This window comes from Serratia sp. BNK-17, assembly GCF_048684935.1.
GTDB classification, from domain to species: Bacteria; Pseudomonadota; Gammaproteobacteria; order Enterobacterales; family Enterobacteriaceae; genus Serratia; species Serratia nematodiphila.
Genome location: NZ_JBLQTR010000001.1, coordinates 3,243,466 through 3,256,915, shown reverse-complemented (window position 1 = coordinate 3,256,915; position 13,450 = coordinate 3,243,466). Strand labels below are relative to the sequence as shown.

Below are 13,450 nucleotides of genomic sequence, written 5' to 3'. Positions count from 1 at the left end.
TTGCCCGACAGAGGTAATTTTCACGCTTCTCGCACCGCGCGTGCGCAGAAGGCATAATAGTAGAAATTTTTCGGCCGCCCGGGGCGTAAAATGTCGCTGTTTCTATGGGAACGGGGGCGACAAGACCTGTACCCGGCGGCCCATTCCACTCTACGGCGTTCATTTTATGGCCTTTACCCTACGCCCCTACCAACTGGAAGCGGTCGAAGCCACCATCAACCATTTCCGGCGGCGTCCCGAACCGGCGCTGATCGTGCTGCCGACCGGCGCCGGCAAAAGCCTGGTGATCGCCGAACTGGCGAAGCGCGCCCGTGGGCGAGTGCTGGTGTTGGCGCACGTCAAGGAACTGGTGGCGCAAAACCACGCCAAATACTGCGCCTACGGCCTGGAGGCGGACATCTTCGCCGCCGGTCTGCAACAAAAAGAGAGCGCCGGCAAAGTGGTGTTCGGCAGCGTGCAGTCGGTGGCGCGCAACCTGCCGCTGTTCGACGGCGCCTTTTCGCTGCTGATCGTCGATGAATGCCACCGCATCAGTGACGACGACGACAGCCAGTACCAACAAATCATCCAGCATTTGCAGAAAACCAACCCGCAGCTGCGGCTGCTGGGGTTGACCGCCACGCCCTATCGTCTGGGCAAGGGCTGGATTTACCAGTATCACTACCACGGTTTTACCCGCGGCGACGGCGCCAGCCTGTTTCGCGACTGCATCTATGAGCTGCCGCTGCGCTATATGATTAAGAACGGCTTCCTGGTGCCGCCTGAGCGGCTGGACATGCCGATTGTGCAGTACGATTTCAGCCGGCTGGAGGCCAGAAGCAACGGCCTGTTCAGCGAAGCGGATCTGAACCGCGAGCTGAAGCGGCAAAACCGCGTCACGCCGCACATTATCAGCCAGATTGTGGAGTACGCCGACGATCGCAAAGGGGTGATGATCTTCGCCGCCACCGTCGAGCACGCCCGCGAGATCCACGGCCTGCTGCCGAACGGCGAGGCCGCGCTGGTCAGCGCAGAAACGCCGCCCGCCGAGCGCGATGCGCTGATCGAGGCGTTCAAACAACAGCAGTTGCGCTATCTGGTCAACGTAGCGGTATTGACCACCGGTTTCGACGCGCCGCACGTCGATCTGATCGCGATCCTGCGCCCGACCGAGTCCGTCAGCCTGTATCAGCAGATCGTCGGCCGCGGGCTGCGGCTGGCGCCCGGCAAGGAGGATTGTCTGATCCTCGACTACGCCGGCAACCCGCACGATCTGTTCACGCCGGAGGTCGGCGTCAGCAAGCCGCACGGCGACAGCCAGCCGGTGCAGGTGTTCTGCCCGGCCTGCGGCTTCGCCAATCTGTTCTGGGGCAAGTGCACCGAGAACGGCGATATCATCGAGCACTACGGCCGCCGCTGTCAGGGCTGGCTGGAAGACGACGACGGCCACCGCGAACAGTGCGATTACCGCTTCCGGTTCAAGAGCTGCCCGCACTGCGGCGCGGAGAACGACATCGCCGCACGCCGCTGCCATCAGTGTCAGGAGGTGCTGGTCGATCCCGATGACATGCTGAAGGCGGCGCTGAAGCTGAAAGACGCGCTGGTGCTGCGCTGCGGCGGCATGGAACTGCAGAGCGGCCGCGATGACAAGGGCGAATGGCTGAAGGCCACCTATTACGACGAGGACGGCACCAGCACCAGCGAGCGCTTCCGCCTGCAGACGCCGGCGCAGCGCAAAGCGTTCGAGATGCTGTTCCTGCGCCCGCACCAGCGCGCGCCGGGCGTGCCGTTCGCCTGGCACACCGCCGCCGACGTGCTGGCGCAACAGCAGGCGCTGCGCCATCCGGATTTCGTGGTGGCGCGCAAACGCGGCCAGTTTTGGCAGGTGCGCGAGAAAGTGTTCGATTATCAAGGCCGTTTCCGCCGCGCCAATCAATTGACCTGAGCGAACGGTCCCCAATCTGGACAGGTTTTCGTTGCCCTGCAGGCGGCTTTCCGTTAAAATGCCGCGCGCTTTACCTGGGCCTGCCCAGCGTTAAAGCGGATTTCCGAACTTGCTACTTGGGTCGCCTGTAGCAGGGTAAATTTTCTTTTAAGAGAAAAAACAATGTTCACTATCAATGCAGAAGTACGTAAAGACCAGGGTAAAGGTGCGAGCCGCCGCCTGCGTGCAGCAAACAAATTCCCAGCTATCGTTTACGGTGGCAAAGAAGCTGCAGTTTCCATCGAATTGGACCATGATTCTGTTAAGAACATGGAAGCTAAACCAGAATTCTACAGCGAAGCAGTAACTCTGGTTATCGACGGTAAAGAAACCAAAGTTAAGGTTCAGGCTGTACAGCGTCACCCGTTCAAGCCAAAACTGGCTCACATCGACTTCGTTCGCGTTTAATCGCTACGTTTTCGAACCTTTCGGGACGCCGAAATAAAGAACGCCGCAATTGCGGCGTTTTTTATTGTCTGCGATCCGGCGCGCTTACTTGCCGCTGCCGGTCCGGCGCTGCAGCTGATCGCGCAGGTTCGGCGGCGTGCCTCTGATGGTCAGCGTGTCGGTGGCCGCATCCCAGAAAATGCGCTCGCCCAACAGCATGGCGTCGAAATTCAGGCTGATGCCGCCGCCGCTGCCGGCAAATTTGGTCAGCTGGCGCAGCGTGCCGCGATCCGCCGGAAAGCTTTCCTCCAACTCATACCCTTGCTCGCTGGAGAACTGCATGAAGTCTTTCTCGCCGACCGGCGACAGCTCCTGCGACAGGGCCTGCAGTTCAATCTCTTCGCCCGCCTGCAGCTGTTCGTTGCAGTAGCTGTACACCTGTTGGCGCACCGACTGGCGCTCGTTCTTGTCCAACTGCGCATCGGCGCAGTAGTCGTCCACCGCCTGCAGCAGCCCGCGGTTTTGCGCCTTGGTGTCCAACCCTTCGGACGCCGCCAGGAAATCCATGAAGAAGTCGGCGACCTTGCGGCCTACGCGCCCGCGCAGGAAGGTCAGATAGCGGGTCGATTCAGGGTTGGTTTCCCATTCGGTCAGATCGATGCGCGCGACGATATCGGCGTTGTTGATGTCCAGATAGTGCGTGGTGTTGATATCCAGCTCTTCGTTGACGCGCATGCTGTTACGGCTGTTCAGCACCGCGATCAGCAAGTACTCCACCGCCAGATAACGGTATTGGCCGAACAGCACCACGCCGCCTTCGGCAAACGGATACTTCGCCAGTTCGTCGCGCAGGCGGCCGGTCGCCGCGCGGCTGAAGGCCAGAAAGTCCTTATCGTCCTTGCGGCAAGTGCGCAGCGCTTCCGCCAGTTCGCTGCCTTCGTTGAACAGGCCCAAGGCCTTGCTCTTGGCGCTGTAGACGCGATGCAGTTCCGTCATCATTTCTTCCACCGCCGCGTTGGTGGGAAGCAAGGTATCGCGCAACACCACGTCCAGCGTTTGCTCGTCGCGTTTCACCAATTGGTGCAGAGCGATCTGGTCGATATCCAGACTCATGATAAATCCTCCTGTTCTTTAGGCGCGTATTCAAACACTGAAGACCCCGCCCTGCAATACTAAAAAGCTGCGGCCAACCGGAAAGGCGCAGCGGGGCCCCGCCCCGGCGCGGGCGAACAATTTCCCGAATGACAGGAAGTGATAAAAGAGCGGAAAATCACTGCCCTATACGGTAAGATAGGGCACTTTGCAGATTACTAAGCGCAATTTTATGCCACAATCATCCCGTTACAGTGACGAACACGTTGAACAACTGCTCTCAGAGCTGGTCAATGTTCTGGAAAAACACCATACCCCCACCGATCTTTCCCTGATGGTGCTGGGCAACATGGTCACTAATTTGATCAACACCAGCGTTGCCCCCGCGCAGCGGAAAACCCTGGCGAGATCGTTCGCGGAAGCCTTGCAGGCTTCTGTCCGTGAAGATAAAGCACATTAATATTGACTTATGGTGACAAACCGTCAGCGTTATCGTGAAAAAGTCTCCCAGATGATCAGCTGGGGGCACTGGTTCGCCTTATTCAACATCCTGCTCGCCCTTGGGCTGGGTAGCCGCTACCTGTTTGTCACCGACTGGCCCGCATCCCTGCTGGGCCGGGTCTATGCCTTTGTCAGCCTGCTGGGGCATTTCAGCTTTATCGTGTTCGCCGGCTATTTGCTGGTGATCTTCCCGCTCACCTTCGTGGTGATGTCGCAGCGGCTGCTGCGATTTATTTCCGCCGCGTTGGCCACCATCGGGCTCACGCTGTTGCTGGTCGACAGCGAAGTGTTCTCCCATTTCCACCTGCACCTCAATCCGGTGGTGTGGGATCTGGTGGTCAACCCGGATCAAAGCGAACTGTCGCGTGACTGGCAGCTGATGTTTATCTGCGTGCCGGTGATCTTCCTGGTGGAGATGCTGTTCGGCACCTGGAGCTGGCAGAAGCTGCGCAGCCTGAACCGCCGCCGCTTCGGCAAGCCGCTGGCGGCGCTGTTTATCAGCGCCTTTTTCGCGTCGCACCTGATTTATATCTGGGCCGACGCCAACTTCTATCGCCCGATCACCATGCAGCGGGCCAACCTGCCGCTCTCGTACCCGATGACCGCGCGCAAGTTCCTCGAGAAACACGGCCTGCTCGACCAGCAAGAGTATGAGCGCCGTCTGGTGCAACAGGGCAACCCGGAAGCGGTGTCGGTAGAGTATCCGCTCAGCGATCTCAGCTACGGCGATAAAGGCAGCGGCTATAACCTGCTGATGATCGTAGTGGACGGCATTCGCGCCAAAGACGTGGCGCAGGATATGCCAACCCTGACCCGCTTCGCCCAGGAAAACGTGCGTTTCAGCGATCACTACAGTTCGGGCAACCATGCCGATACCGGGTTGTTCGGCCTGTTCTACGGCATTTCCCCGACCTATCTGGACAGCGTGCTCGCCGGCCGCAAGCCGTCGGCACTGATCAATGCGCTCGGCGATCGGGGCTACCAGCTGGGGCTGTTCTCCTCCGATGGCTTCAATGCCAGCCTGTACCGCCAGGCTCTGTTGACCGACTTCTCGCTGCCGACGCCGGCGCCGCAAAGCGACGCCCAAACTACCCAGCAATGGCAACGTTGGTTGGCGGACCAGGGTAGCAAAGAGCCGTGGTTCTCCTATATCAACTTCAGCGGCGCCGAGCCGACCGAAGGCGACAAAAAACCGGTTCCGTCCGACTTTATTCGGCGCTACCGCACCGGCGCGCAAGATGTGGATGCCCAGATAGGCCAGGTGCTGGACACGCTGAAACAGCGCGGCCTGCTGGATAAAACCGTGGTGGTGATCACCGCCGAGCACGGCGTCGAGTTCAACGACAGCGGCAAAGGCCAATGGGGCGCCGGCACCGCCTTCAACCAGGCGCAGCTGCAGGTGCCGTTGGTGATCCACTGGCCGGGCACCCCGGCGCAGACCATCAGCAAGCTGACCGGCCATAACGACGTCATGCGCACCTTGATGCAACGCCTGCTGCACGTGAAAACCGCGCCGAAAGACTATTCGCAAGGCGAGGATCTGTTCACCGCCCAGCGCCGCAACAACTGGATCGCCACCGGTGATGGCAACCAGCTGGTGATCACCACGCCGACACAAACGCTGATGCTGGACAACAATGGCAACTATCGCGTCTACGATCAGAACGGCGAAGAGATAAAGGACGAGAAACCGCAGCTTGCTCTGCTGTTGCAGGTGTTGACCGATGTAAAACGCTTTATCGCCAACTAACTGCTTAAAACTAAAGCAATCAAGTGGCGAGGCTCTTGCATTAACATCGGGAATCGGTAGTATGATTTTTCATAGCGTCGGCATGTAGCGCAGCCTGGTAGCGCACCGTCATGGGGTGTCGGGGGTCGGAGGTTCGAATCCTCTCATGCCGACCAAATTTAAGAAAACCTGCTGTTACAGCAGGTTTTTTTTCGTCTGCACGTCGAGAGGATGAGAATCTCCGCAGGAGGTTTGAGCCGAACGAAGTGAGACCACGTTGCTTTAGCAACGGCCCGCAGGGCAAGCATCGAAGATGCGCATAATCCTCTCATGCCGACCAAATTTAAGAAAACCTGCTATTACAGCAGGTTTTTTTTCGTCTGCACGTCGAGAGGATGAGAATCTCCGCAGGAGGTTTGAGCCGAACGTAGACAGGGCGCAAAGCCCCTCCGTAGCATAATGAGTGCGAATTCCCTTTTGTTACTTTTAAGCCTCCCTTTAAGGCGGTGCCTAACTTAATTCATTCATTTTGGCACGCGCGCCGAAGCAAATGATAAATATGAATACAATGCCTACCAACTGCGGCCAAATTTCGCCACAAAGAAAGTCGTCTCCTATATGCTTACTGAGATCGAGGCATGTGTAAACCGTAGCCCCAGAGAACCAAGCTTTTATCCAAGAGGTTTTCTTCATGGGATATCCCTATTCCAAAACATTTTAATATGTCACATAACAGAGTAAAAAGTCATCAATATAAACATTGATTCGATTGTGGAAAAGAGCTAATTATAAAGAGTCTTACGAAGGCTTACATAGTGTCAATCAAATAATCAAAAGGAGTTGTTTATGAAAGTTATTGATCCATCTATGCTCGACCATGTTTCTGGTGCAGGAAATTTTGGGGATAACCGTGACGGTGGTGGCCGAGTCAACAACAATGGTGGCAGCAATCGTGGCCACGATTCTGGACGTGATGCAGCCCAAGCAGCAGCTGCGGCGGCCGGAGGCGTTATCGGTGCGTTGGTCACTGGGCCGGGGGCACCCTTAGGCGCTATTGTGGGTACCGTAATCGGTGGTGTTCTTGGTGGGGCCGGTTTTGATGCCGCATGGAATGCCACTCACAGCAACAATGGTGGTAACGATCGTGGTGCCTTTGGCGGTGATAGCAACAAAAACAGTGTTAATGGACAATGCCACTGGTAATTCGATGATGACCGCGGATATCTCCCGGCCACTCTAAGCAGGAGCTCATTTCGCTATGAAGAAATTTATCCGAGTTTTTTTACTTTTCCTATTTTATTTTACCGTAGTAAACATTTTTCAAGGAGCTGAATTTAAACCTTTCTTTGTCATAAAAACCCTGTGTTATTCAGTCATTATCGCGTTAGGTTATGTCTTTGTGACCAGTGAGTGGTGGAAAAAAAATGTGCTGAGACTCAGGAAAGACTGATGGATGGATGCCTTTTTTTCAATGCTGGTGCTATGAAAAGTAATAGCCAGTTACCATGATAAAGCCATTCATCAGCATATGTAGCAGTACCGGCATGCGCAGAACCAATGAAAAACAGGTCAGCGTGAATACAAGGCGTGACTTGTTTATTGAACCGCCTTGTGGGTCAGAACGATGACGCGATCGGCCGAGGCAATGGTGGTTTCGCGGTGGGCAATAATCACCCGTGTAATGCTGAGTGCCTTAATCGCCTGATTCACCTTTGCTTCACTGTCCTTGTCCAGCGCACTGGTCGCCTCATCCAGGAACAAAATCGCCGGTTTCTTGTAAATGGCTCGGGCAATAAACAGGCGTTGCTTCTGCCCACCGGACAACCCTTCCCCCAGTTCGCCGATCAGGGTTTCATACCCCATCGGCATGCGCATGTTCACCTCATGCAGATAGCTGGCGCGGGCACAGGCTTCCATCCAGGCATCATCCATCTCATCCGCAAACCCGCAGATATTTTCCCGGATCGAGCCGGAGAACAGCTTGTCGTCCTGCATCACGCAGGCGATCATTTTGTGGTAGTTGTTGATGCCGAGCTGCCGAATATCGACGCCGTTCACCTCAACCCCAGCAAAGACTTACTCCTATTTTTTGAGGGCAAATCCAAAAAGCAAACCATTGCAACGGAGAACTAAGGTTTCATCGAAAACGTTAATTCATTGAATATCTTTATACTTAGCAGAATAATACTTCGTGATAGTTATTCATCATTAATTTAAACTTGACCAACCCACTAAAAAGCGTTAATCGTAACAAGCTTTAAACATGGTTGTACAAGATAACGTCAGCAAGTAAAAGGAATTATTTATGAAAACCATTGATTCTTCAATGCTGGGTTGCATTGCTGGTGACCGTGGCAATAATGGCGGCGGCCGTGTTGACAACGAGAGGTAGAGTAGTCATTCCGGCAGTAAAAAATTGCAAAAGCTCAATGCTCGCCTCTTGTGATTTTTTACTCCTCTTCAACAACACAACATTACAATATCAGACAGGGCTAAGACGGTGACAAGGATTATCAGTTCATTAATTGTGTTTTTATCCATCCTGGCCGGTTCTTTTTTTTCTGAGTGGCGCCGGGGTAATTGATTACCAACCGTGGTTTTCTGCACCCGTGAATTTGTCAAAATTTGTGATTATCGTTGTCACCTACTGCTCTTTTGTTTACGGCGCATTAAGTATTTATAGAAAACTTAAAAAATAAACCCCATAAGAAAGCCATAAAACAGGCATGCCGTTTAGTTTTGGGTTAAAGAATAGAATTAACTATAAATTAACCCTCAATAATTCAGTTTTTCGTCTGCCGTTTACGCGGAAAGTTTGACGATCGCCGCCGGAATACCCTGACGCACCGCCGCACCGGTCACCCAATCCAGCCAGGTATTCGGCACTTCGCGCGTCAGATCGGCAAACCCCAGATCGTTGAGGTTGATGCCGGCGGCGATGCGCTCATCCATCGCCAGCGGTTCGCCATCCAGGTAGTGCTGGCTGGCCCCCATCTCCCGGTGGCCGTAGCCGTGTTCCACCGCGATCACGCCGGGCATCACCCCCGCCAGCAAACTGATCTGCGCCTCGCGGCTGCCGCCCGGCGTGCTGATGCGCACCCAATCACCGTGTTGAATACCGAAACGCGCCCCGTCCGCCGGGTTCAAGGCCACCAGGTTCACCGGCTTCACGTCGTGCAGGCGCCGGATCACCGCGGTGGAGCTGCTCATCACATTCGATTTGAAGGACATCAGGCGCAGCGGCCACTGCCGTTCTGGGTAGAGCGCTTCCACCGCGCGGCCGTCCGACAAACGCGCCGGGTAGCAGGTGGGGCAGCCGCTGAAACGCTCGCCGGTGATCGCATGCCGGTGCTTCGCCACTTCCGCATTCCAGATCTGCAGCGGTTTCTCCCAGCGGTTGCCCACGCTGCCGTCGCAGCGGCCGCTGTCGTGATCGGCGAAGCGGCCGCCGCGGCTGTAGATAAACGCCACGCGGTCGATCTCATCGGCGCGCAGCGTCTGCCCCAGCTGCGGCAGCAAGCGATCGACACCGCTCAGCGCCAGTTCGTCCGCCCTCGCGGCCGGCACCGGCGCCTTGCCGGCAAACGCCACGTTGGCGGCGGCGCGCAGATAATAATCCTCGGCACGGTTGAGCGGCAGCAGCCCGCCCTGGCCGTCGCCGATAGCGCGATCGCCGAACCCCGGCAATGCCAGGCGTTTGGCGACGGCAATGCAAAACGCCTCCATGGAAATCGGCTGCCCTTGCGCCGTTTGCGCAGTCGCCGGCGTCACTATCGGCCAGCGCGCGGTGGTGGCCTTACTGGCGACGCCGCCCCAGGGGGCGCTGAATCCCCAACTCTCAAAATTATGGGTGTCCGGGACGATATAGTCGGCCAGCGCCGTCGTTTCGTTGATAAACGCATCGATAGCGATAAACAGCGGCAAACGCGCCGGATCTTTCAGCCGCTCCTCCGCCACGCCGCGCAACCCGGCGATACCGTACAAGGGGTTGGTCATGTTCGAGATCCAGGCTTTCAGCCCATACGGGTACCCTGCCAGCGCCGAGGTCAGCAGCTCGGTCAACTGCCCGGCGACGAACGGATACCAGGGCGCTTTGGCCGGCCAGGGCGAAACGCCCGCCGCCACTTTTTCGCGGTATTCGTCGGAGGTTTCATAGGCGGCCTTGCTGCGCGCGATATTCAGCCCTTTCGGTTTTACCAGGCCAGGAAACTCGACCAGGTTATAGCGCGGCCCCTCGGCGAAGCCGTTGAATTTACCGCCGCCGACGAACACGCCCCCCGCCAGGCTCAGGTTGCCGATCAGCACGTTAAGCATCATCACCGCCCAGGTATTGTAGAACCCGTTCGCCGCCATCATCCCGCCATGGGCGATCACTGCCGCCTTGCGCCCGTGGGCGGTAAAGGCCTCGGCCAATGCCGCGATGCGTGCCACCGGCACGCCGCATTGCCGGCTGTACGCCTCCGGCGACAGCTTGTCGGCGGCCTCTTTCAAACACTGGAAGCCGCTTTTCACCTCCACCTGCGCGCCATCGTGCAGCGTCACCGTACGGGTTACCCACAGCTCGGCGCTGTCGCACGTCTCGGCCGCCACCAGCTCACCCGCGCCGTTGACCACCAGCGGCGACGCAGACCCGGTGCCGTTCAGATCGGCCTGCGTCAGATGCTGCCCCGCCCGCGGATGCTCGCTCTCGGCGATCACCAGATGCGTGGCGTTGGTCCAGCTCTTCTCGCCGGCGCGTTGCATGGCGGCCTCCGACGGGATGGCGAGATAATCGGCCTGATAACGCCGGTGGTCGAGGATCCAACGGATCATCGCCATCGCCAGCGCCGAGTCGGTACCCGGCAATATCGGGATCCAATGGCCATGATCGTCCGCCAACGTGGTGGTCAGCGGCAGCGCCGGCGCCACTACCGCATAACGGAATTCGCTGCGCAATCTGGCGCTGGCCAATTGCCGGGCCTGGCGCTTGAACGGGTTGCCGGACTGCGCCGGTGAGGTCCCCATAAACAGCGCGAATTCGACCTGTTCCCAGTCCGGTTTCACGTGCGGGTTCTTGTCCAGATCGTTCATCAACGCGCCGGAACCGGCACGGTAGGCCAGCCCGCAGTAAGCGCCGTGCGCGCCGAAGTTTTTGCTGCCGAAACTGTTCTGGGCGAAGCGCCGCAGGAAGCTATCGCGCCCGTCGTCACCGGCATTGGTCACCAATAGCTGGTTGGCTTTTGGCCCCAGCCCCGGCCGTCGGGCATCGATCGGCGTCTCCAGATCGCGGATCGCCCGCAGGCCGTCCACATGCCCCTCGCCGAACAGATTGCCGCCCTCCACCACTTCGGCGATCAACTGCTCAAAGCTGATGCGCTGCCACTTGCCCTCGCCGCGTTTGCCGACGCGCTTCATCGGCTCCAGGACGCGCAGCGGGCTGTAAAGCCCCTCCAGCAACGTGGCGCCGCGCGCGCAGGCGGTGGAACGGGCGTCGAGGCCGCTTTCGCCGCCCAACTGCGCCAACGCGTCCTGCAGCGGCAACGCAGAGTCGACGTGCCGTTCCTGAGACAACGGATGATAAGGGTTGCCGGCAATGCGCAATACCCGGTCGGTCTGCCTGTCCACCCGTACCCGCACGCCGCATTGCGTCCAGCAGCCGAAACATTGGGTCATCGAGATGGCCTGTTGCGGATTGCCTTGCCATTCCGGCATTGCCCGCCCTTCGGGCGGCAGGGAGTTGCCGTTGATGCGATCCAAAGTCACCCGCCCTGAGGTGCCGTGAATCAAGCCGTCGATCGCCCGTTTGGCGACTTCGCGATAGCTCAGGCCGAAAGCGGACAATCCGCCGAAGGCCAGGCCCACTTTCAACCACTGACGCCGGGTGAGTTTAGCCATGTTGTTTTCTCCGCAGTAAAAACGCCTGTGCTTCACGCACCATGATCATTAACGCCAGCCACAAGCCGAAGGTGCCGACGATCGCCAGCAAACCGTCGGTACCGAGCGGCAGGCTATAAGAGGAGTTAGACGCGCTGTATTTCGGGATGGTTTGTACTTCGATCAACAGCGTCCAGCGCATCAGCCAGCTCAGCCCTAGTGCGCCGGCCACCAGCAGCGGCGCACCGCCGCGCGGCAAGCGCCGATAGCCGGCCCAGGCGGCGCACGCCAGCGTCAGCCCCCACAGCGCAATCCATCCTGCGGCATACCGGCGCGCCATCGCCTGCGTCTGCAGCCAGTGGCGTACCGCCGCGCCGGATAACGTATCGCCGCACACCCACAACAGGATCGCCCCGCCGAGCAGCAGCAGTGTCAGCAACATCCCGCGCGCCAGCGGCGCCTGCAGATCGGGCCGTTCGCGCATCGCCAGCAGCAGCAAAGCCAAGAGCGCCTGCAGCGCACTAAGGAACATCACGATAGGAAACCCGTAGCTGAACCAAATTGGGCGGGCGCGCACGACGGAAACCTCTCGCCCGGTGTACAACAGCAGGCCGATCGCTACCAGCGCGCAGGCGGGCGCTATCCCACGCAGCAGCGCAACCGGTCTGCCCGTCAGCCGCGTAAATTCAATCGCGATAAACCACAGGCCGATCAGCAGGGTAAACAGCGGCAAGAACAGCGCGCCCCACGGCATCCACGACCAGGGCGTCGGGTAGGCGTAGAAATGCCAGAAGCGGGCGGTTTGATGCAGGTCGGCGGTCAGCGCCAGCGGCGCGGTAATGGCGCACGTCAGCCCGATAAACAGCGCCGCGCGCTCCAGATGCGCGGCGTTATCTCCACCGCGCCAGCGCCACACGCAGGCCAGCAGCGCGGCGCAGGCGGCAATGCCGATAAAGAAGAAATATTGTACGGCCCACGGCAGCCAGCTCACCGCCTGCGGCTGGCTCAGCACTTCTGCGATCATCAGTTGGCGGCTCATCGTCTTTCTCCCCATAAGGCGACCTGCGCCCGCCCCGGCAGCGGCGTGACGAAGGCGTCATCCAGCCCCAGATAGAACACGTGGGGCGCGGTTTGGTGCTCCGGCTTGAGGACTTTTATCTCGGCCTCGTGGCGCCGCAGCAGCTTGCTCAGCGTGCTGTGCGGATCGCGCATATCGCCGATGATCCGCGCCCCTCCCACGCACGACTCCACGCATGCCGGCAACAATCCCGCCTCCAGCCGGTGCACGCAAAAGGTGCATTTGTCCGCCGTTTGGGTTGTGTGATTGATAAAACGGGCATCGTACGGACAGGCCTGTACGCAATAGGCGCAACCCACGCAGCGTTTGTTGTCGACTACCACGATCCCGTCCTCGCGCTGAAAGGTGGCCTGCACCGGACATACCGGCACGCAGGGCGGGTTGTCGCAGTGATTGCACAGCCTGGGCAACAGCACGTTGGTCGCAGCGGCTTCGCCTTCGAGGCTGACCTGATACTGGTTTACCGTGGTGCGAAACTCCCCGTGCGGCGTCTGGTTTTCAATGGCGCAGCTCACGGTACAAGCCTGGCACCCTACGCAGCGCCGCAGGTCGATCAGCATCGCGTAACGGCGGCTCGCATCGCCCTCGCGCCGCGTCGGTGCTAACGTCAGCCCGGCCTCCGCCACGGAGATCAGCGAAGCCCCCGCCGTCAATACACCCAGCCGCTGTAAAAACTGCCGTTTACCGAAATCCATGCGCCTCTCCCACGTCCTGGGCATCACCCCGATCACGCTATTGATGCCCGTTAGATGAATAAACAATGTCGATGATTTACAGTGTAAAAATGACATTGGGCTCAGCTCTATTGTGGTTAACCACATACCGGACCTAACGTTGATCTAAAACA

Annotated in this window: 9 protein-coding genes, 1 tRNA gene, 1 other RNA gene and 1 pseudogene; 7 read left to right on the top strand and 5 right to left on the bottom strand. The window is 58.4% G+C overall.

All coding sequences use genetic code 11. The features are described 5' to 3' along the window. The first annotated feature begins 166 nt into the window (after positions 1-166). A complete protein-coding gene (locus tag ACMGF7_RS15470; protein ID WP_004935773.1) occupies positions 167-1,924 on the top strand; it encodes a DEAD/DEAH box helicase in 1,758 nt (585 codons plus the stop codon). Positions 1,925-2,086: 162 nt separating this feature from the next. After that, complete coding sequence (gene rplY, locus ACMGF7_RS15465) at positions 2,087-2,371, top strand: 50S ribosomal protein L25 (RefSeq protein ID WP_004935776.1); 285 nt, start codon at positions 2,087-2,089, stop codon at positions 2,369-2,371. Between the two features lie 84 nt (positions 2,372-2,455). Here the strand turns inward: rplY and yejK are convergent, their stop codons facing one another. Beyond that, complete coding sequence (gene yejK, locus ACMGF7_RS15460) at positions 2,456-3,463, bottom strand: nucleoid-associated protein YejK (protein WP_004935779.1); 1,008 nt, start codon at positions 3,461-3,463, stop codon at positions 2,456-2,458. 211 nt (positions 3,464-3,674) lie between these two features. Here yejK and ACMGF7_RS15455 point away from each other — a divergent pair, with 211 nt between their 5' ends. From ACMGF7_RS15455 to ACMGF7_RS15435, 5 genes are all read left to right on the top strand, one after another. Then, positions 3,675-3,902 carry a YejL family protein gene (locus ACMGF7_RS15455; RefSeq protein WP_004935782.1) on the top strand — a complete coding sequence of 76 codons (228 nt, stop codon included), beginning with the start codon at positions 3,675-3,677 and terminating at the stop codon, positions 3,900-3,902. Between the two features lie 9 nt (positions 3,903-3,911). After that, positions 3,912-5,693 (top strand): LPS biosynthesis-modulating metalloenzyme YejM, encoded by a 1,782-nt coding sequence (gene yejM / locus ACMGF7_RS15450; RefSeq protein ID WP_197763360.1) that lies wholly within the window; start codon positions 3,912-3,914, stop codon positions 5,691-5,693. 78 nt (positions 5,694-5,771) lie between these two features. Continuing rightward, a tRNA-Pro gene (locus tag ACMGF7_RS15445) sits at positions 5,772-5,848 on the top strand. A 35-nt stretch (positions 5,849-5,883) separates the two neighbouring features. Next, a non-coding RNA gene (locus tag ACMGF7_RS15440) (RtT sRNA) lies at positions 5,884-6,012 on the top strand. A 506-nt stretch (positions 6,013-6,518) separates the two neighbouring features. After that, positions 6,519-6,875 carry a hypothetical protein gene (locus ACMGF7_RS15435; protein WP_152903428.1) on the top strand — a complete coding sequence of 119 codons (357 nt, stop codon included), beginning with the start codon at positions 6,519-6,521 and terminating at the stop codon, positions 6,873-6,875. A 393-nt stretch (positions 6,876-7,268) separates the two neighbouring features. Here the strand turns inward: ACMGF7_RS15435 and ACMGF7_RS15430 are convergent. The 4 genes and pseudogenes from ACMGF7_RS15430 to ttrB form a co-directional block, all read right to left on the bottom strand. Further along, positions 7,269-7,736 (bottom strand): annotated as a pseudogene (locus ACMGF7_RS15430) (ATP-binding cassette domain-containing protein); the annotation flags it as partial. 738 nt (positions 7,737-8,474) lie between these two features. Further along, complete coding sequence (ttrA, locus tag ACMGF7_RS15425) at positions 8,475-11,546, bottom strand: tetrathionate reductase subunit TtrA (protein ID WP_049241797.1); 3,072 nt, start codon at positions 11,544-11,546, stop codon at positions 8,475-8,477. Then, positions 11,539-12,564, bottom strand: coding sequence for a tetrathionate reductase subunit TtrC (gene ttrC / locus ACMGF7_RS15420; protein WP_164095502.1), 1,026 nt, complete (start codon positions 12,562-12,564; stop codon positions 11,539-11,541). Before ttrC ends, ttrA begins: the two co-directional genes overlap by 8 nt. Beyond that, entirely contained in the window at positions 12,561-13,298 is a 738-nt protein-coding gene (gene ttrB, locus ACMGF7_RS15415; protein WP_004935793.1) for a tetrathionate reductase subunit TtrB, read from the bottom strand. The genes ttrC and ttrB overlap by 4 nt, the downstream gene beginning before the upstream one ends. Positions 13,299-13,450: the final 152 nt, after the last annotated feature.